The following is a 19201-nucleotide window of genomic DNA, read 5'->3' on the forward strand; positions in this document are numbered from 1 at the left end:
CGCATGACCCCCGCCCCCACCAACCCACCGAAGGATCGAGTGATGACCGAGCGGATGACCGGAGCTCAATCGCTCATCAGGTCGCTGGAGCACGTCGGCGTCGACGTCGTGTTCGGAATTCCCGGCGGCGCCATCCTGCCCGCCTACGACCCCCTGCTCGACTCCACCCAGGTCCGCCATGTACTCATGCGGCACGAGCAGGGCGCCGGCCACGCCGCGCAGGGGTACGCCTACGCCACCGGCCGTCCCGGCGTGTGCGTGGCGACCAGCGGCCCCGGCGCCACCAACCTGGTGACCCCGATCGCGGACGCCTACATGGACTCGGTGCCGCTCGTCGCGATCACCGGGCAGGTCGCCACCCCCCTGATCGGCACCGACGGCTTCCAGGAGGCCGACATCTGCGGCATCACGATGCCGATCACCAAGCACAACTTCCTGGTCAAGGAGGCCGCCGAGATCCCGGCCCGGATCGCCGAGGCCTTCCACATCGCCTCCACCGGGCGGCCCGGGCCCGTGCTGGTCGACATCGCCAAGGACGCGCTGCAGGCGGCCACCTCCTTCAGCTGGCCGCAGGCGCTCGACCTGCCCGGGTACCGGCCGGTCACCCGTCCGCACGCCAAGCAGGTCCGCGAGGCGGCCCGGCTGATCTGCGAACGGCGCCGCCCGGTGCTCTACGTCGGCGGCGGCGTGCTGAAGGCCGGCGCCAGCCAGGAGCTGCGGGTGCTCGCCGAACTGACCGGCCTGCCCGTCGTCACCACCCTGATGGCCCGCGGCACCTTCCCCGACAGCCACCCCCAGCACCTGGGCATGCCCGGTATGCACGGCACCGTCGCCGCGGTGGGGGCGCTGCAGAAGTCCGACCTGATCATCGCGCTCGGCGCCCGCTTCGACGACCGCGTCACCGGCCAGCTGAGCACCTTCGCGCCCGACGCGGCGATCGTGCACGCCGACATCGACCCGGCCGAGATCTCCAAGAACCGGCACGCCGACGTCCCCATCGTCGGCGACTGCCGCGAGGTCATCGCCGACCTGGTCGTCGCCGTCCAGGCCGAGCACGCCGCCGGCAACCGCGGCGACTACGCCGCCTGGTGGTCCACCCTCGGCCGACTGCGCGACACCTACCCGCTCGGCTACGACGAGCCCGACGACGGCAGCCTGTCGCCGCAGCACGTCATCAAGCGGATCGGCGAGATCGCCGGACCCGACGCCCGCTACGTCGCCGGCGTCGGCCAGCACCAGATGTGGGCCGCCCAGTTCATCTCCTACGAGAACCCCGGCACCTTCATGAACTCCGGCGGTGCCGGCACCATGGGCTTCGCGGTCCCGGCCGCGCTGGGCGCCAAGACGGCGCTGCCCGGCACCACCGTGTGGGCCATCGACGGCGACGGCTGCTTCCAGATGACCAACCAGGAGCTCGCCACCTGCGCGATCGAGGGCATCCCGATCAAGGTCGCCGTCATCAACAACGGCAGCCTCGGCATGGTCCGCCAGTGGCAGACCCTCTTCTACGAGGGCCGCTACTCCAACACCGACCTGCACACCGTGCCGCGGCCGGCAGGCCGCAACGTGCGGATTCCCGACTTCGCCAAGCTCGCCGAGGCGTACGGTTGTGTCGGGATGCGCTGCGAGCGGCCCGAGGACGTCACCACCACCATCGAGAAGGCGATGGCCATCGACGACCAGCCGGTGGTGATCGACTTCGTGGTGCACGCCGACGCCATGGTCTGGCCGATGGTCGCGGCCGGCACCAGCAACGACCAGATCCAGTACGCGCGCGACATGGCGCCGGTCTGGGACGACGAGGAGTAGGAACGTCCGATGACTCTGCACACCCTGTCGGTTCTGGTCGAGAACAAGCCGGGCGTCCTCGCCCGCGCGTCGGCGCTGTTCTCCCGGCGCGGCTTCAACATCCACTCGCTCGCGGTGGGACCCACCGAGTACGAGGGCATCTCGCGCATCACCATCGTGGTCAACTGCGACAGCCACCCCCTGGAGCAGGTGACCAAGCAGCTCAACAAGCTGGTCAACGTCATCAAGATCGTCGAGATGGAGCCGCAGTCCTCCGTGCGGCGCGAGCTGCTGCTGGTCAAGGTCAAGGCCGACGCCGAAACCCGGTCGCACGTCCTGGAGACCGTCCAGCTGTTCCGGGCCAAGGTCGTGGACGTCGCGTCCGAGGCCGTCACCGTCGAAGCGACCGGCAACCCCGAGAAGCTCGACGCCCTGGTCCGCGTCCTGGAACCGTTCGGCATCAAGGAGCTGGTCAAGTCCGGCGTGGTCGCGCTCAGCCGCGGCTCCCGCTCGATCACCGACCGCTCGCTGCGCGTCCTGGACCGCAGCGCCTGAGCCGCCGGCCCGCGGACGGCGACCGGGCGCCGGTGTCCCGTGACCGTCTCCTGTACGGCTTGTGCCGTCGGGAGGGGGGATCGGGGCCTCCGACGGAACGACCCGGCGCCGTCGTCCCGAAAGCGTTCCCGAACGGCCTGTGCCGTCGGGGCGGGATCGCGGGTCCGAGAGCACGACCGGCGCCGCCCGAGAGCGTCCCCGTACGGTCCGCCGTCGGGGACCGGATCGGGGACGTCCCAACTGCACAACGAAGCGTCACCACCACCCGCGACCGGTCCTCCGGACGGCCCTCCGCCGCCCGGAGGACCGGATCGGGGGTCGTCCGAATCCCAGAAAGAGAGAGCCGACGTGGCTGAGATGTTCTACGACGACGCCGCCGACCTGAGCGTCATCCAGGGCCGGAAGGTCGCCGTACTCGGATACGGCAGCCAGGGCCACGCCCACGCGCTGTCGCTGCGCGACTCCGGCGTCGACGTGCGGGTGGGCCTGCCCGAGACCTCGGCGAGCCGGGAGAAGGCGCAGGCCGACGGCCTGCCGGTCACCACCCCGGCCCAGGCCGCCGCCGAGGCCGACGTGATCATGATCCTCGCCCCCGACCATGTGCAGCGCGCCCTGTACACCGAGGCGGTCGCCCCCAAGCTCCAGGACGGCGACGCCCTCTTCTTCGGCCACGGCCTCAACATCCGCTACGGCCTGATCGAGCCGCCGGCCGGCGTCGACGTGGCGATGGTCGCCCCCAAGGGCCCGGGCCACCTGGTCCGCCGCCAGTTCACCGAGGGCCGCGGCGTGCCCGTCCTGGTCGCCGTCGAGCGCGACGCCACCGGAAACGCCTGGCCCCTCACCTTCTCCTACGCCAAGGCCATCGGCGGCACCCGCGCCGGCGCCCTGAAGACCACCTTCGCGGAGGAGACCGAGACCGACCTCTTCGGCGAGCAGGCCGTCCTGTGCGGCGGCGTCTCCGAGCTCATCAAGGCCGGCTTCAGCACCCTCGTCGAGGCCGGCTACCAGCCCGAGGTCGCCTACTTCGAGTGCCTGCACGAGATGAAGCTCATCGTCGACCTCATGTACGAGGGCGGCATCTCCAAGATGTACTGGTCCGTCTCCGACACCGCCGAGTTCGGCGGCTACACCCGCGGCCAGCGCATCATCACCCAGGAGACCCGCGAGGAGATGCGCCGCATCCTCGCCGAGGTCAAGGACGGCACCTTCACCCGCGAACTCGTCGAAGAGTTCGACGCCGGCCGCCCCAACTTCCTCAAGCGCCGCGAGTCCGAGCAGTCCGAGCAGATCGAACAGGTCGGCGCCGAACTCCGCCCGCTGATGAGCTGGCTGAAGGGGTAGGGAGGCCCGGAACCGGTTCTGGCCAACGGTCGTCGGGCGCGCACCCATGGGTGCGCGCCCGACCCGTGCTCCCGGTCGGCGCACGGTGGGACCGCCTCGGGAGCCGGGTGAGGTGTCAGTACGGATACCGTTCCGACCGTCGGATCGCTCGGTCCAGGAACTCGTCCAGGCCGGTGCCGGCCTGTTGCTCGTCGATGATGAGTTCGATCAGGAGTTCCACGAACGTGCGGGCGAACTGATCGGAACTCAAACCCGCGACCGCTTCACCGTCACCGAGCGCTCCGCGCAACACGCGCTCGGCGGTGAGCGGATCGATCGCTCCGGCCCTGGACGGGTCACGGGCGCGTACCCGCGCCACGTAGGAGACGAGGTCCGCTCCTGACCAGGTCCGCCCGAAGCGGCGTTCAGCGGCATCCCGCAACGCGCTCACGAGGAGCACCTTGAGTCCTGGAGGCGAACCGCTCTCCGGGAGCCGGTCATGCAGCCGATCCAAGGGCTCAAGATCACCCGTGAGAATCGAACGAAGAGCCGCAATGTCTTCGGCGGTCACGGCAACCACGAAGTCACTGTTCCTGTTCTCGGCCCAGCCAGTTGTCGGCGAGTTGCCGAACGTCGGCCAGGAACGAGTCCAGTTCGGCTCCGCTCATCCCTTCTTCCTGGACCACCCTCCCCAGCACCCTCGTCTGCGCACTGACCATGGTCTTGGTGTCGATCTCGTCGACCGGAACGTCCTCCCCGAGGGAATGGCGGATGAGCAGCTCGGCAGCGTGAGGGTCCACGTCCTCGGCGGCTGCGTCGGACTGTGCGCGCAGACGGCCGACGAAGTCGATGATGTCGGCATACTCGTACCCCGTCGAGAACTTCCGGTCGACGGCCTCGAAGAAGCCCGCGGCGATCAGAGCCGTGTAGCCGTCCTGGGCGGCGCGTCGATCGAGCCGGTCGAACAACCCTCGATACTTCTCGACCTCACCGGAGAGGAGGGCACGAAGAGTGGCAAGCTGTTCATCGGTCACTGCCAAGGCCATTGCACTCTCTTTATCGTTTCGGCGAACTTGTTCCGGCCCCAGATAAGCAGCTGTGCTGTTCCGAGAGAAGCGACGAACAACGCGGAGGTGGCGTCTCCGCCATCTATGCCGTGTTGCGGGGGCGGCGCGGGATCTGATCCCGGGACCCTCGTTTCGGGGTGGCCGGTCGGCGATGGGGCTTCAAGATCGACGACCATACGGTCCCCGGTCGCGCTGGTGGCATCGAGAGCGTCCTCGCCGCGACGAAAGGCGGTCCTCAACGCCCGTTCGCTTCGGGAGCGCTTGTCGCCGTGCATGTCGGCCAACTCTTGACCCGTGGGCGGGCGCTCAGGTCTCAGCGGATCACTGATGTTCTGGAGGCCGGCGTCGCCGGGCTGGGTCGGGTCTCCTGAGGGTGCCGGATCGGCGCGATACCGCGTCCCTTCGCCATTCGCGCTTTCGTCGTCTGACGACGCGAGCCGTTCGACCGACGACGGCTGAGCCGGCTGGTCGGGCTCGTCGAAGGGCTCCGGGGACTCGGCCGGGGAGCGGCGGAGCGTCGTCGGGTCCGATTCGGGCGCGGCGGCGGTCGCGCGGCGGTCAGCGCTCCACACTCCTTCGGGCCTTTCGGCGGGATCGGGTGCGGTGTCAGCCGGGTCGGGAGACCTCGGTGCGTCACTGTCCGACTCGGCGGTCCGGCCCGGGCCGCCACGGAACTCCGCGGCCGGCCATGCGACCGGTGGCTGCTCGGACGGAGACGGCGGACCGTAGATCTCTGCCGAGATGTCGTGCCAGCTCGGGCCGGAGGCGCGTTCCGAAGCGGCCGTCCGGGTGCCGGGCCAGTCCGAATGGACGTCGTCGGCTGGTGGCGCGTCGTCCTCGGGCAGGTCCCAGTCGCCGGGGGAGTCGTCCCAGGAGTCGAAGGCCGCCTCCAGGGCGGCGCGGTTGCGGCGGCCGAGGTCGGAGTCGGGGGCGCCGAGGGCGGCGTCCATGGTGCGGGGGCGGTCGGGGGCGCCGGACGGGCGGTCGCCGCTGTCGTGGGCGGGGCGCAGGATCCGGTCCATCGCGTTCACCGCACACCTCCGTGCCCGACGTGTGCTGACCACTTTCCCACGCGGCGGGTGGCGGCGCCATGCCGTTGGGCGCGGCCGTATCCGGTCATGGGTGCACCAGGTCCCACAGGGTCGGGATGCGCAGGACCCAGCGGCACTGGGTGTGCTTGGCGAGGACCATGGTGCCCGCCGTGTAGGTGCCGTCGGGGGCGAGGCGTTCGGTGTCGGCCACGGCGGGGGTGTCGAGGTCGGAGCCGAAGAGCGCGGCGCGGATCTCGGCGGCGGTGGCGGCGGTCAGGCGGGGGCGCCGCCCGGCCTGTACTGCGCGGACCAGTTCGGCCATCGGCGCCGTGACCCAGGCCGTGCCGGGGTCGCTGCCGACGAGGCCGTGGCGGTGGGCGGTGACGGCGACGGTGCGGGCGAGGTCGGCGGGGTCGCCGATGCGGCGCAGGGCGTCGGTGCGGCGGGTCACCGCCTGGTCGACGAGCGCCGCGACCAGGGGGGCGCGGAGGCGTACGTCCAGGCGCCTGAGCAGGTTGTGCACGATGGGCGGGCGGGAGGGCAGCGGATTGCCGGTCAGGTGGCCCATGATCAGGATCTCCGTCCACAGCCGGAGCCAGGCGCCGGCGTCCGTGGCCGCCGTGGCGGCGAGTTCCGCGAAGCGGAGCTCGCGGAGGGTGCACGGGCCGCCGGGGGCCGTGACGCAGGGGCAGGACGGGCTGTGCACCTGCGCGATCGGCGGGGTCGGGGACGGGGTGACGGCCTCGCGGCCTTCGCCGAGGGGGATCTGGACGCGCAGCGGCCGGTCCATGCCGTCGGTGAAGACGGCGGCCTGGCCGGGGCGCAGCGAGACGACCTGCCTGGACTGGTCCTCGTCGAGGTTCATGGCGGAGCCGACCAGCTCGCGGTCGTCGGCGGCCGGCAGCCGGTGCACGATCTTGCAGGCGGTGTTCTTGACGACGTCGGGGATGAGCTTGGCGGGGATCTGCTCGGCGACGACGATGCCGGTGCCGTAGGCGCGGATCTCGGCCAGCAGTGACGCGAACAGCTCCACGGCGTGGGCGGCGGGGGAGCCCTCGCCCCGGTTGCGGAGCAGGCGGTGCGCCTCCTCGATCACCAGGACGTGCCGCAGGCCGCCGCGGGTGCCGGCCCGGGCGCGCAGCCGCAGGTGCTCGACGATCCGGATGATGAGCAGGCCCATCAGGAAGGCCTTGTCCTCGTCGGAGGCGATGTCCTCGATCTGCAGCACCACGTTGCGCTCCAGCAGCTCGGCCACGCTCACGGGGTGGCCGCCCTCGAAGAAGCGACCGGCCGAGCCGGTGCGCAGTGAGCGGATGCGCACGTCGACGAAGCCGGTGACGTTGGCGGCGATCTCCGGCCCGTAGCCCACCTCGGCCACGGTCGCCAGCGCCGTCGCCTGCAGCTGCGCCAGGGTCGGCACGGTCGGCACGGTGCCGGCCACCAGCGGTCCCGAGGTGACGGTGTCCCAGCCGTTCGCCCGGTAGACCTCCTGGAGGGCCTGGGCGATGATCTGCGGGAAGGGCTCCTGGGCGTCGAACGCGGCCAGGAACAGCGCCCGCACCAGGTCGATGTGCGCCTGCACCGGGTAGCCGGGCTCGGGCGCCAGCGGATTGACCGACACCGGCACGGCGTCGGTGTCGGACGGATTGATCACGGTGAGCCGGCCGAGGGGCCCCTCGACGCCGGCCAGCCGCCCGCCCATCGCCGCGTACTCCGACTTGGCCGGCTCGATCGCCAGCCACGGCACCCCGCCCCTGGCCAGCTGCTCCAGCAGGTGCCGCACGGTCTGCGACTTGCCGCCGCCGGTCGCGCCGGTGACGAAGGTGTGCCGGTTCAGGGTGTCGCGGGAGACGGTGAACGGGCCGACGGGCCGGTCGAGCCCGTCCAGGATCGCGCCGAGGCCGAGCCGGTCGCCGGCCGCGCCGCCGGCCTGGCCTTCGCCCTCGTTGGTCACGTCGAAGTGCCCCGACTCCGTCACCCGCAGCCCGGGCACCTCCCGCCGCGCCACCCCCACCAGCGCCGGCACCACCCCGGCGGTGGCGGTGAACGGGACCGCGAAGCCGCCCGGGTCGGCCGCCGGCTCGCGCAGCGCCACGGCCCGGTCCAGGGGGAGCCCCTGCAGCCCGGTGCGGAGCCGGTAGCCGTGCCCGCCCGGCTCCACGGAGCCGGTGAGCACGGGGGCGAGGCGGGCCAGCCGGTCGGGCGAGTCCGCGCCCACCAGGACGCGGATCCGCCACAGCCCGCCGTCGGCGAAGCGGTCGAGTTCGGCCAGCCGCCGCTCGGCCGCCTCGACGTCGAAGCGGGCCGTCGCCGAGCGGTCCGAGCGCAGCCGCAGGTGGGAGAGCCGGTCCTGCACCTCGGCGCGGACCGCGTCCAGATCGCCGCCGGGCTCGGCCAGCACGAGCCAGGCGAAGCGCTCGGCGATCAGCGCCGTCAGCGACAGCTCGAACAGCGATGGCCGCCGCGCCTCCTCGGCGGACCGGTCCGCTCCGTCCTCCACCAGCGGCGGCGCGGGCCGGCCCGCGCACACGCCCCACACCAGCCCGTCGAGCAGGCCGTCCAATCCCTCCGTGCCCTCGGTGAGTGGGTGGCCCCGGGACTCGGTGGGGAAGAGCAGGTTCAGCTCTGCGCCGCCGGGAGTCGCGGGCGCCGCGACGGGTCCGGCGTTGGTGACCAGCCGCAGCGCGGCGCCGCCGCCGGGCGACACCCAGCCCGACACCAGCGGACGGTCCCGGCGCGCCGCGGTCAGCGCCGCCGGGAGCACGGAGACGAAGTCGCCCTCCACCGAGGCGGCCCGCGCGGGCGCGGCGACCGACGCGACCCGGAACCACGGTCCCCACAGGCGTGACAGCACGCGGTAGGCATACCACTCCGCGCCGGGCGGTGTCAGCCCGGGCCCGGCGGGCGCCGTTCCCCGGGGGGCGGCAGGCGGGGGCGCGCGGGACCGCAACGGAGAAGAAGCACCGGCGCGACCTGCACCGATACGCTCGCGGTGCGCGGCTGGAGCAGCCGCGGCGACCCTGAGCGGAGGTAGCGATGATCTCGCGGATTCACTCGACGACCGTGCTGGTGCGCGACCAGGAGGAGGCACTGGCCTTCTACGTCGGGAAGCTGGGCTGGGAGAAGCGGGCCGACAACTCCTTCGGCGAGGGGAGCCGCTGGCTCACGGTGGCCCCTCCCGGCGCCGCCACCGAACTCGTCCTCGGCATGGCGGCCGACTACGGCAGGCCCGAGGGCACGGTGAGCAGCGACTGCGGCATCTCGCTGGTCACTCCCGACATCGACGCCGCCTACGCGGAGCTGTCGGCCAAGGGCGTGCGGTTCCGGCAGGCACCGGAGCCGATGCCGTGGGGAGCCAAGGCGACCTGGCTGAGCGACCCGGACGGCAACACCTTCTTCCTGAGCGAGGAGAGGGACTGAGGCGCACGGGGCCGCGCCGCCGGCCTCAGCCGGCGGGATAGCGCTCCCGGTCGGCGGGGTCCTCCCAGGGCGGCGGCGGGGATCCCGCGCCGAAGCGGCGGGCGAAGTCGTCGGCGATGCGCAGCACGGTGTCGCGGCCCTCGACGGCCCGGGCCAGCTCGCCGGGGAGCGCCGCCTCGCCGTGCAGCACGCCGAGGATGTTCCCGCAGATGGCGCCGGTGGAGTCGCTGTCGCCGGAGTGGGTCACGGCGAGCGCGAGCGCGTCGAGCACCTCGTCGGGACCGGGGTGGGCGAGGGCGGCGTAGACGGCGATGGCCAGCGCCTCGTGGCCGACCCAGCCGCCGCCCAGCCGCTCGACGACCTCGGCAGACGGGGGGTGGGCGGTGGCCTTGCGGCCGGCCAGCAGGGCGAGCGTGGTCTCCTCGTGGCCGGGGTGACGGGCCAGTTCGGCGATGGCGGCCGCCACGGCGAGTTCGATCGAGTCGCAGTGCGCCAGCCGGTGCACGATCACGGCGAAGGCGCCGGCCGGCAGGGTTCCGCAGGGGTGGCCGTGGGTGAGCGCCGCGCACCGTTCGGCGATCGTGAAGACCTCGCTCTCGGACCGCGAGGGGAGCAGCCCGACCGGCGCCACCCGCATCACCCCGCCGCAGCCCATGCTGGTGTTCGCCGCCCGCCCCGGTTCCGCGCCGCCGCGGCGCAGGGTGAGCGCGTCCAGGCAGGTGGTGCCGGGTGCGCGCCGCGCGTACAGCCAGGTCTCGCCCTGCAGCCAGCCGTCGCGCTCGCCGGTGGGCAGCGGGTGGGTCTGGGTGTCGAGCCAGCGCTGGTAGGCGCGGTCGACGCACGGCACCGCGTCGCAGCCGGAGCCGGCGGGGCGGGCGGCCCGGATCAGGCCCTCGGCGGTGAAGAGGGTGAGCTGGGTGTCGTCGGTGATCGCGCCGCCCTCCCGACCGTAGGCGGGCAGGAAGCGGCGGACTCCGGCGCCGCCGTGGGCGGCCCGGATCTGGGCGAGCGCGCGGAACTCCACCGGGGCGCCGAGGGCGTCGCCGACGGCACCGCCCAGCAGGCAGCCGCGGACCCGAGACCGGTACCGCTCTCGCCGGGAGGGGGGATGCGCGGGGGAAGGGGTCATCGCTCCTCGTTCCTCGTCTCTCGCCGCTGGGGCGCTTCGCCGGGGAGTCCCGGGCTTCGGTCAATTCGGTGCCAATTCACCGGCAAGGCCGTGTCGGAGCGGGTGGGTGCGCCGGCGGTGCCTCATATCGTCAATGTGACGATTTTAGGGCGCGCCGACGCCGCGCACCGCCCATACCAGCGAACACGTGCCGGGACCGCCCGGCCGAAGGAGGCCACGGCCATGAGCGACCCTGTTGTGCACTTCGAACTCCCGGCCGACGACGTGGACCGGGCGCAGCGCTTCTACCAGCAGGTGTTCGGCTGGACCACCACACCGATGCCGGAGTTCGACTACGTCATGCTCGGCACCGCCCCGACCGGCCCCGACGGCGTCCCCAGCGACCCGGGCGCGATCAACGGCGGCATGACCCCGCGGCGCGGCCCGGTGTCGGTGCCCGTCGTCACCGTCCAGGTCGACGACATCGACGCGGCCCTGCGGCGCGTCGAGCAGGGCGGCGGCCGGGTGGTGGAGGGCAGGCGGCCCGTGGGCGACATGGGCTTCACCGCCTACATCGCCGACTCCGAGGGCAACACGGTGGGCCTCTGGCAGAACCCGTGACCGCCGCGGACGCGACCGCCCGGCTCAGGGCCGCGGCGGGCGCGCCTCGGCGGCCCAGCGGGTGAGGGCGCCGAGGGTGGGGTGATGCTCGACGGCGCCGTCCAGTTCGGTGCGGTAGCCGTCGGGGCCGGCCGCGACGGCGAGGTCGGCCGGGCCGGTGTCACCGGAGGCGCGCGGCCGCCAGCCGGCCCGCTCCAGCGCGCGGCGCAGCAGCGGCGCCAGGTCGGCGGGCGCGTCGACGGCCGCGGTGCCGCGGCGCTCGCCGCGCACGGTGAAGACTCCGGCGCCGGGTTCGAACACCAGGTCGTCGCCGGTGAACACCGTGCCGACCAGGCCGGCGGCGGTGAGCTCCTCCGGGGTGCCGGTATGCAGCCGCCCGGCGTGGTCGAGCAGCCAGACCGTGTCGGCCACGCGCAGCGCGAGTTCGAGGTCGTGGGTGGAGGCGACCACCACGACCCCCTGCTCGCGGGCGAGCCGGCGCAGCAGCCCGGTGAGCGCGACCCGCGCCGACACGTCGAGGAAGGCGGTCGGCTCGTCCAGCAGGATCGCCGAGGGCTGCTGGGCCAGCGCGCGGGCGGTGAACAGGCGCTGCCGCTCGCCGTCGGAGCACTCCGCCACCCGGCGGCCGGCGAGGTGCGCGGCGTCCATCGCGCCCAGCGCCCAGCGCACGACCACGTGGTCGGCGGCGGTGAGCCGGCCGGTGTAGCCGGTGTGCGGGTGGCGGCCGAGGGCGACCAGCTCGCCCCCGGTCAGCAGCCCCGGCACCTCGCGCTCGGTGAGGACCACCGCGAGCCGGCGGGCCCGCTCGTCGGGGTCCGCGGCGGCCAGGTCGACGCCGTCGAGCCGGGCGGTGCCGTCCAGCGGCGGCTGGAGCCCGGCCAGGGTGCGCAGCAGGGTGGACTTGCCGGTGCCGTTCGGCCCCAGCAGCACGGTGAACTCGCCGCGCCGCGCGGTGGCCGTCAGGCCGCTGAGCACCGGCTGGACCGCCCGGCGGCCGAACCGGCGCCGCGCGTACCCGACCGCCAGCCCGCTGAGCGCGAAGCCGCCCGTGTCGTCCGCCCCCGCACTACCAGCCGGCGGGGCGGCGCCGCTACCGCTCATCCACAGCCCTCCGCTCCGGTCCGGAGTTCTGCACAGCCCTCCGCCCGCCCCGGCCGGGCGCACGCCAGGGCACGAGGATGGGTATAGGGGGTGCCCCCCCAGGGCGGGAGGGGTGGGGGTGTGAGGGTGGCGGACATGACCGCGCGGACCATAGGGGGACCGGTCGTAGGGGTGCCCTCCGCGGCGGCGCCGGCCACACGGCCCTCGTGCGCAAGGCGGTCCGCCCCGGCGGCGCCGCCCGCACCGCTCGCGGCCGCGGCGCTCACAGTGCCGCCCCGCGGAGGGCGCCGCGGCTGCGGACCAGCACGACGATGACGATCGGGGCGCCCAGCAGGGCGGTGACCGCGTTGAGGGGGAGGATGCCGGTCTCCGGCGCCTGGGCGGCGATACCGCACAGCAGGGCGGCCGCCGCGCCGAGCAGCACGGTCGCCGGGGCGAGCACCCGGTGGTCGGCGGTGCCCGAGGCGATCCTGGCCAGGTGCGGCACGGCCAGGCCGAGGAAGGCGACCGGGCCGCAGAACGCGGTCACGCTTCCGGCCAGCAGCGCGGCCGAGGCCATCGTCAGCATCCGGGTGCGGCGCACCCGCACCCCCATGGTGCGGGCGTAGTTCTCGCCCAGCAGCAGCGCGTTCAGCGACTTCACCCCGGCCAGCGCCAGCAGCAGCGCCGCCAGCGCCACGGGCGCGAACAGCCGCAGGTCGAGCCAGGTGGTCGCGGCGAAGGTGCCCAGCCCCCAGTTGATGAACTGCTGCGCGGCCTGCGGGTTCGTATAGACGAGCAGCACGCTGATCACGGACGTCACCCCGGAGCCGACCATCACGCCGATCACCAGCAGCGTGACCACCGACCGGACCCACCGCGACAGCACCAGCACGATCGCCAGCACCAGCGCCGCCCCCAGCGACGCGGCCACCACGATCCCGGTCCGGCCCAGCCCGGCCAGCCCCGCGGTGAAGCCGCCCACCGCGACCCCGCCCGCACCGGTCACCACCAGCGCCACCCCGAGGCTCGCCCCCGCACTGACCCCGAGGATGTACGGCTCCGCCAGCGGATTGCGGAACAGCGTCTGCATCTGCAGGCCCGCCATCCCCAGCGCCGCCCCGGCCAGCACGGCGGTGAGCGCGCGCGGCAGCCGCACGCTCCACATCACGGCCTCGGCCCGCGGCTCCGCCACCGGCAGCCCGAACAGCGCCCGCACCGCCTGGTCGACGGGCAGCGGCGTCGAGCCCAGGCACAGCGCCGCCAGGAAGACCGCCACCACGGCCACCGACACCGAACCGAACAGCAGCGGCAGCCGCCACGCCGGCCCGTCCCTCACCGCGACCGCCCGCGCTCGCGCCCGGCCGCTCCGCGCCCGGGACGGCGGGCTTCGTTAGGCGCCGGAACGGACGGACGCGGCGCGGCCGCGCCGGCGGCCGGCGACTCGTCGCGCCGGTTCGCCGACGGGCGGCCGCCGGACCGGCCGGACGCGCCCACGGGCCCCACCGGGCGCGCACCGCCCGGACCCGTGCCGCCGGACGCGGCCGGCGGCACGGGTGGGCGAAGGGACGGCGCGGACCTCACTCGGAGAGCCGCTGGTAGAACTGCGGCTCGTGCTCGGGGAGGACGTCGGGGTGCAGGATGGAGACGAGGTCGGCGAGCAGCACCTCGGGGTGCACGGAGCCGCGCTCGAAGACGTCGTTGCCGCCGGTGGCGTTCAGCGCCCGGTTGGACGACCACACCTCGCCGCTCTCGAAGGCGGCGAACTCCGCATAGCGCTCGTCGGCGGCGCTCACATCGGCCAGCGAGGTCCACTCATTGGCCGTGGCGAGCCACACCTCGGCGTCCTGCGCGCCGGTGAGCACCTCTTCCAGGTCGAGTTCGACATTGCCGGTGCCCTCGGTGTCGGCCCAGGCGTAGGAGCCGCCGGCGTCCTGGATGAGGCGGCCCATGTAGCTGTCGCCCTGCGGAACCGTCCAGACGCCCTCGAACATCTGGCCGGGCAGCGCCTGGACGGGCTCGGCATCGGCGACCAGCGCGGCGGTCTCCTGGTACTCGGCCTCGACGGCGTCGAAGATCTCGGCCGCCTGCGCCTCGGTGCCGGTGAGCGCCGCGGTGAACTTGATCCACTCGGCCCGGCCGAGCGGGTTCTGCTCCAGGTACTCGGCATGCGCCAGCACGGGCACGCCCGCGTCGCGCAGCACGGAGTAGCCGGGGTCCTCGACGCCCGCGCTGAGCAGCACCTCGGGCGCCGCCTCCACGACGGCGTCGGTGTCGGTCTGGCCGGTGGGGGCGAACTCGGCGAGCTCCCCGGCGTCCAGCCGCTCCCTGACCTGGGGGTCGGACACGTACGCGCCCGCCGCCACACCGGTGAGCGCGTCGAGGCTGCCCAGCTCCACCAGGGCGGGCAGCGGCGGGGTTGAGGCGGCGTAGACGCTGGTGACCGGCACCTCGATCTGCGGCGCCTGCGCGAGTTCGCCCTCCAGCTCCGGCGCGGGGGTGCCGCAGCGCACCAGCACGTAGGTCTCGGGCGCGCCGCCGGGGAAGGGCTCGTTCACCGTGACCACCTGGTACGACGACTCGTACTCGATGGTGAAGTTGCTCGCGTGCCGCAGCTCGGACTTGTCCGGGAAGTAGTCGGTGCCGGGGTCGTAGGACTCCACGCAGCCCTCGGCCGCGGCGGCGGAGCCCCCGGAGCCCTCCGGCTCCGCGCCGCCCGCGCCGCAGCCGGCCAGCGCCAGCGCGAGCGCCGCGACGGCGGCCGGCACTCCGGCGCGCAGGGGTCCCGCGCGCCGCGCGGCGGGACGGAACGGGTCGAACAGGTCTACGGGCAGGCGTGCGGACACGCGACAACCGCCTCTCTCGGGGAGATCCGCCCCGGTTGACGAGGTGGCGATGGCACGAGTGTCCTGGCTCCGGGTCGCCGCTCGCCCCGCCTTCCCGCCCGGATGGGCAGTGGCTCGCCGGGGTCCGCTCGCCGGTCACAGTGGCGGTACCGCGCCGGATTCGCACCGGCTTCCTCGTCCGCCATCGCTGATTCGGTCCGATACTCGCACACGCTGGATAAATGAGCCAATCGCGGAAACCTGCGGGTCCGAAGTGTCCGGGTGTCCGCACGGCCACTCATCTGTGGCCGTGTCGCTAGCCCGGGTCGGGGGGCATACCACCGCACAGTGGAGGGGAACGCGCCGCCGCCCCGCCGGCCGGCGCCCGCAGACCCCGGTAGGCCCGCTCCCCGCAATGGGGGTGGACCGCACCGCGCCGCTGACCCGACCAATGGCCAAGTGCGCGGGCCTACCGGGCCGCCCCGCCGGCGCGGGAACGCCGATTCGGCCCGACATTGCGCATCTGCCCGCCGGGCCGTCCGGCGGGGCGATAGCGTTCCCTCAGTCTCGTCATCTCGGTCCTTTTTCTGCACCGGGCCCTGTGTGCCCGAGGGAGTGAACGCTTGGACGGCAACGGGGAGCGGCTGCGTTTCGCGTGCTCGCGCGGGCGTCGGCTCGCCATGCTGGTGGCGGCGGGAGTCCTGGCGGCGGCGGCCGTCGGTGCCGTGCTGCCGGGCTGGTACGCGGCCGCCGTACCGGCGGCCCTGGCCGCCGCGGGCCTGGGTGCGGCGGGCCTGCTGGCCCCGTCGCCGGTCCTTGAGGTCGATGGGGTGGAGTTCCGCTACACCCACGGCCGCTACCTGCTGCGCCGCCCCTTCGAGGAGATCGGCGCCTACCGGATCGTGCGCGGCCGCACCCGCTCGCTGGCGCTGTACGACTACCGGGGCCGCCCGATGGCCTTCCCGTCACTGAAGAACAGGCGCGCCACCCGCCCCTACCTGCCGCTGACCCGCGGCACCCGGGTGGCGGAGGTGGAACGCTTCATGGCGCTGGCCGGGATCGCGCCGCGCCACCAGATGCTGGCCGCCGACGGCGACTGAGCACCGCGCTCAGGGCCGGCCCTCCACGAAGGGCCGCAGCCGCTCGCGCAGCTCGTCGGGGTCCGCGCTCTGCTCGACGCGCTCAGGCCGCTCGGACCGGTACGTCATGCGGTCGGGGCATCCCGATGTGCCCTCCAGTTCGAACTCGGCGACGAGTTCGCCGGTGCGCGCCTCGTACAGCCGGAAGTCGCGGGTGGTCCGCACCAGGGGGAGGCTCGTCACCTCGACGCCGTCGAATCCGGGCCGGTAGTCGCACCGCCCGACCGTGCCGCCGGCGATGACGTACTCGCACAGCACCAGCGGGGCGCGCTCCGGGGAGTCGCCCGCGTCCCACTCCTCGGGCAGCGGAGTGCCGCCTTCGTAGTAGTCGAGCGGGCCGCCGCCGGCGGGCCCGGCCAGCAGGTGGTGCACGACGGGGTGCGGCCCCGGCCCGGCGTACGCGTCGGCGCTGCCGGTGTACCGGGACGGGTGCTCTGCCGGCCCGCCTTCAGTGGTCAGCGGGCACGGGGCGAGCGGGAGGCGCCCGGGCAGCGCGGCCTCGACCGCGATCAGCCCGACCACGGCCAGCACCAGCCCGGCCAGCCCAAGCAGGGTGTAGCGCCAGGGGGGAAGTGGGATGAAGTCGAGCACCGCGGCTCCCGGGCACGGAACGTGCCCCGACTATAGCGATCCGGCCGCCCCGCGCGGGCGGGCGCCCGGGCGGGGCGGCCTCGAACACCCCGCCCTCACAGCACGTCGTCGAGTTCCTGCGTCAGCCGCCGCTGGGACCGGGCGCCCACCATCGACCGCACCGGCTCGCCGCCGCGGAAGACCATCAGGGTGGGCATCGACAGCACACCGTAGGCGGCGGTCGTCACCGGATTGGCGTCCACGTCAATCTGCACCACCCGGAGCCGGTCCCGCTCCTGCTCGGCGACGGCGCTGAGCACCGGCGCCAGCTGGCGGCACGGCGGGCACCAGTCGGCGGTGAACTCCACCAGCACGGGGCCCTCGGCCGCCAGCACCTCGTCCGCGAAGTCCGCGTCGGTGACCTCGTCCACGCCCGCTGCCTTGATCATGTTCGTCCTTCCAGTTCGCACCGCGGCACGGACGCTCCCTGCCGCCGCGACTCGGCCCGCACCAGTTCGGCCTCCACCCGCATCCGCACCGCCCGCAGCCGGTCCATGAGCGCGTCGATCTCGGCGAGCTTGCCGCGGTAGACGTCGAGGGAGTCGGGGCAGGAGTCGCCGGCCGGGTGGCCCGCCCGCAGGCAGTCCACGAACGGCCTGGTCTCCTCCAGTTCGAAGCCGAAGTCCTGGAGGGCGCGGATCTGCTGGACGAGCCGCAGCTCGCCGTCGCCGTACACGCGGTAGCCGTTCACCGCGCGGCGGGACTCCAGCAGCCCGCGCGACTCGTAGTACCGCAGGGTGCGGGTGCTGACGCCGGTCCGTTCCGCGAGTTCGCCGATGCGCATGGCACCGACGCTAGACCTTGACGCCGACGTCAAGGCAACAGGGCTGCGCGGGTCAGCCGGGCGACGCCTCCTCAGGCCCGGCCGGGTGGTCGACCTCGAACCACACCAGCCGCCCCAGCGGCAGCAGCTCGAAGCCCCAGCGGTCGGCCAGCGCCTCGACCAGGCCGATACCCCGGCCGCCCTCGGCGTCGTCGGCGCGGGCGCCGCGCACGGGATGCGGCACGGAGTGCGGGCTGCCCTGGTCGCGGACCTCCACCCGGGACCAGCCGGGGGCGATGTGGACGATCACCACGAACTTGCCGCTGCCGACACCCGAGCGGGTGTGCACCAGCGCGTTGGTGACCAGTTCGCTGGTGAGCAGCACGGCGGTGTCGGTGACCGGGGCGGCGCCCAGGGCTCGGGCCACGAACCTGCGGGCGTGCTTGACCTGCCCGGCCAGCCCGGGGAAGCGGCGGCGCAGCCTGCGCACCCCGCCGGCGGCCGGGGGCGCGGAGGGCGGCTCGGCGCCGCCGCCCGCCGCGGCGCGCTCGCCGTTCACCGGCGACGGGGACCGGCCGGCGGCCGACAGGGCGCGGGCGTGCGCGGACGCGGCGGCCGACGGCACCCGCGCATGGGGCACCCCCGGCGCGGCTCCGATGGACGCGTGGGCGTCCGCGACGTCGACCACCTGGCGTACTCCCGGATCACAGCCGTATGCGGCCTTCAGCGGACCGTATCGGGCCCGTGTGCGTGTGGGGCGGTACCCGAAGTATGTCGCACAGCGGGCGGATGTTGGAGGGGTGTCGCGATTATGGTGCCTGAGGTTCATCTATCGGGGGTTCCGGATCGCACAGCCGCACCGCTCCGAAGCGGGAGCGCGCCGCGGTCTCGGGGTGGTCGGCGGCGGTCACCCCGAAGCGCCGCACGGCGCCGGCCAGCTGCGCGGGCACGTGGCCGCGAGCGCTCACCACGGTGGCGCCGCGGCTCAGCGCCAAGGTGGTGAGCAGGGTGAACGCGAGTCCGGTGCGGGTGGCGAGCAGCACGTCGGACGCCTCCACCGGAGCGGACACCGCCAGCTTGGCCAGCCGCTCGGCCAGGTCGTCGTGGCTCAGCTCGGCACGGGGGTGGTCCAGCACCGCGCGCACCGGGGCGGCGCCGCCGGCGGCGGGCGCGGGCCCGCCGAGCAGCAGGTCCCTGAACGGGGTGGTGGCCGGGACCTCGCCGAAGGCGACCACCTGCCGCACCCGCGAGGACTCCGCCGCCGCGAGCGCCGTGTCGGCCGCGCCGCGGCCGGTAAGCAGCAGCCGGGCGTCGCTGCGGGTGAGCGCGGCCGCCGTGCGCCGCAGCGGTGCGGCGGGGTCCAGCGGCTGGGCGCAGCAGCCCGCGGCCAGCGCGGTGTGCACCGCGATCAGCTCGTCCATGCCGCGCTCGGCCAGCACGGCGACCACGTCGCCGGGGCGTGCGCCGCGTCTGGCCAGGCCGCGGGCCGCGGTGGTGATCACCGTGGCGAGCTCGCTGTAGCCCAGGGCCGAGGGGCCGGGGGCGTGCCCGGCGCCGGACCCGGGCGCCGGTCCGAGCGGGGTCAGCTCGATGATCGCCGGGTGGCGGCCGCGGCGGCGCGCGGTCTCCAGCAGCGTCCGGGTGACCGGAGGCAGGGCGGCGGTGCCGCCGGGCGGTTCGTCGCCCCGGACGGGGAGATCATCCATGGTCGAGACCGTACGGCGGGTACGGCCGGGTACACATCCGCTGGATTGTGTAGGCGGCTGTGTATTCGTCTGCGTGTTCATGGTCGACCTCGGCGGATGCCCGGAATCCGCCGGGCCGGTCCGGGCGGGGGAGGGGCCGCTCGGCCCC

At 74.2% G+C, this 19201-nt stretch carries 19 protein-coding genes and 1 riboswitch; of the genes, 6 read left to right on the plus strand and 13 right to left on the minus strand.

The genetic code is table 11. The features are described from left to right. Positions 1–3 precede the first annotated feature (3 nt). The 3 genes from CLV72_RS03625 (at position 4) to ilvC (ending at position 3684) form a co-directional block, all read left to right on the plus strand. Complete coding sequence (locus tag CLV72_RS03625; RefSeq protein ID WP_106239131.1) at positions 4–1809, plus strand: acetolactate synthase large subunit; 1806 nt, start codon at positions 4–6, stop codon at positions 1807–1809. 9 nt (positions 1810–1818) lie between these two features. Further along, positions 1819–2343 (plus strand): acetolactate synthase small subunit, encoded by a 525-nt coding sequence (gene ilvN / locus CLV72_RS03630; RefSeq protein ID WP_106239134.1) that lies wholly within the window; start codon positions 1819–1821, stop codon positions 2341–2343. Between the two features lie 357 nt (positions 2344–2700). Further along, positions 2701–3684, plus strand: a complete 984-nt coding sequence (ilvC, locus tag CLV72_RS03635) for a ketol-acid reductoisomerase (protein WP_106239137.1) — start codon at positions 2701–2703, stop codon at positions 3682–3684. A gap of 115 nt (positions 3685–3799) precedes the next feature. On the opposite strand, the gene CLV72_RS03640 is transcribed toward ilvC, so the two are convergent. The 4 genes from CLV72_RS03640 to CLV72_RS03655 all read right to left on the minus strand — a co-directional run bounded on the left by CLV72_RS03640 (position 3800) and on the right by CLV72_RS03655 (position 8615). Further along, positions 3800–4243: a hypothetical protein gene (locus CLV72_RS03640; protein ID WP_146159326.1), complete on the minus strand. Its 444-nt coding sequence runs from the start codon at positions 4241–4243 to the stop codon at positions 3800–3802. A gap of 4 nt (positions 4244–4247) precedes the next feature. Further along, positions 4248–4709 (minus strand): hypothetical protein, encoded by a 462-nt coding sequence (locus tag CLV72_RS03645; RefSeq protein ID WP_106239145.1) that lies wholly within the window; start codon positions 4707–4709, stop codon positions 4248–4250. Further along, positions 4694–5761, minus strand: a complete 1068-nt coding sequence (locus CLV72_RS03650; RefSeq protein ID WP_106239148.1) for a hypothetical protein — start codon at positions 5759–5761, stop codon at positions 4694–4696. The genes CLV72_RS03645 and CLV72_RS03650 overlap by 16 nt, the downstream gene beginning before the upstream one ends. An 85-nt stretch (positions 5762–5846) precedes the next feature. Next, positions 5847–8615 (minus strand): ATP-binding protein, encoded by a 2769-nt coding sequence (locus tag CLV72_RS03655; RefSeq protein ID WP_106239151.1) that lies wholly within the window; start codon positions 8613–8615, stop codon positions 5847–5849. Positions 8616–8797: 182 nt separating this feature from the next. Between CLV72_RS03655 and CLV72_RS03660 the strand changes: the two genes are divergently transcribed. Further along, positions 8798–9181 (plus strand): VOC family protein, encoded by a 384-nt coding sequence (locus CLV72_RS03660; RefSeq protein WP_106239155.1) that lies wholly within the window; start codon positions 8798–8800, stop codon positions 9179–9181. A gap of 25 nt (positions 9182–9206) precedes the next feature. On the opposite strand, the gene CLV72_RS03665 is transcribed toward CLV72_RS03660, so the two are convergent. Then, positions 9207–10310: an ADP-ribosylglycohydrolase family protein gene (locus CLV72_RS03665; RefSeq protein ID WP_106239159.1), complete on the minus strand. Its 1104-nt coding sequence runs from the start codon at positions 10308–10310 to the stop codon at positions 9207–9209. Positions 10311–10532: 222 nt separating this feature from the next. Between CLV72_RS03665 and CLV72_RS03670 the strand changes: the two genes are divergently transcribed. Next, positions 10533–10910: a VOC family protein gene (locus CLV72_RS03670; RefSeq protein WP_106239163.1), complete on the plus strand. Its 378-nt coding sequence runs from the start codon at positions 10533–10535 to the stop codon at positions 10908–10910. 24 nt (positions 10911–10934) lie between these two features. Here the strand turns inward: CLV72_RS03670 and CLV72_RS03675 are convergent, their stop codons facing one another. The 3 genes from CLV72_RS03675 to CLV72_RS03690 all read right to left on the minus strand — a co-directional run bounded on the left by CLV72_RS03675 (position 10935) and on the right by CLV72_RS03690 (position 14836). After that, the gene (locus CLV72_RS03675) at positions 10935–12011 is read right to left on the minus strand and encodes an ABC transporter ATP-binding protein (RefSeq protein ID WP_106239167.1); all 1077 of its coding nucleotides are present in this window, start codon (positions 12009–12011) and stop codon (positions 10935–10937) included. Between the two features lie 262 nt (positions 12012–12273). Continuing rightward, on the minus strand, positions 12274–13329 hold the full coding sequence (locus CLV72_RS03685) for a FecCD family ABC transporter permease (protein WP_211302676.1): 1056 nt from the start codon (positions 13327–13329) through the stop codon (positions 12274–12276). Positions 13330–13570: 241 nt separating this feature from the next. After that, entirely contained in the window at positions 13571–14836 is a 1266-nt protein-coding gene (locus CLV72_RS03690) for an ABC transporter substrate-binding protein (RefSeq protein ID WP_211302677.1), read from the minus strand. A 38-nt stretch (positions 14837–14874) separates the two neighbouring features. Beyond that, a riboswitch (cobalamin riboswitch) is annotated at positions 14875–15059 on the minus strand. A 379-nt stretch (positions 15060–15438) separates the two neighbouring features. Between CLV72_RS03690 and CLV72_RS03695 the strand changes: the two genes are divergently transcribed. After that, positions 15439–15915, plus strand: a complete 477-nt coding sequence (locus tag CLV72_RS03695; protein ID WP_245929842.1) for a hypothetical protein — start codon at positions 15439–15441, stop codon at positions 15913–15915. A gap of 9 nt (positions 15916–15924) precedes the next feature. On the opposite strand, the gene CLV72_RS03700 is transcribed toward CLV72_RS03695, so the two are convergent. The 5 genes from CLV72_RS03700 to CLV72_RS03720 all read right to left on the minus strand — a co-directional run bounded on the left by CLV72_RS03700 (position 15925) and on the right by CLV72_RS03720 (position 19053). Next, positions 15925–16545, minus strand: a complete 621-nt coding sequence (locus tag CLV72_RS03700; RefSeq protein WP_106239171.1) for a hypothetical protein — start codon at positions 16543–16545, stop codon at positions 15925–15927. A gap of 95 nt (positions 16546–16640) precedes the next feature. Then, the gene (locus CLV72_RS03705) at positions 16641–16973 is read right to left on the minus strand and encodes a thioredoxin family protein (RefSeq protein ID WP_106239174.1); all 333 of its coding nucleotides are present in this window, start codon (positions 16971–16973) and stop codon (positions 16641–16643) included. Further along, entirely contained in the window at positions 16970–17368 is a 399-nt protein-coding gene (locus CLV72_RS03710; protein WP_106239177.1) for a MerR family transcriptional regulator, read from the minus strand. Before CLV72_RS03710 ends, CLV72_RS03705 begins: the two co-directional genes overlap by 4 nt. A gap of 52 nt (positions 17369–17420) precedes the next feature. After that, entirely contained in the window at positions 17421–18035 is a 615-nt protein-coding gene (locus CLV72_RS32695; protein ID WP_245929843.1) for an ATP-binding protein, read from the minus strand. A 121-nt stretch (positions 18036–18156) separates the two neighbouring features. Continuing rightward, complete coding sequence (locus tag CLV72_RS03720; RefSeq protein ID WP_170140859.1) at positions 18157–19053, minus strand: AMP-binding protein; 897 nt, start codon at positions 19051–19053, stop codon at positions 18157–18159. Between the last annotated feature and the right edge of the window lie 148 nt (positions 19054–19201).

This window comes from Allonocardiopsis opalescens, from assembly GCF_003002095.1.
Taxonomy (GTDB): domain Bacteria; phylum Actinomycetota; class Actinomycetes; order Streptosporangiales; family Streptosporangiaceae; genus Allonocardiopsis; species Allonocardiopsis opalescens.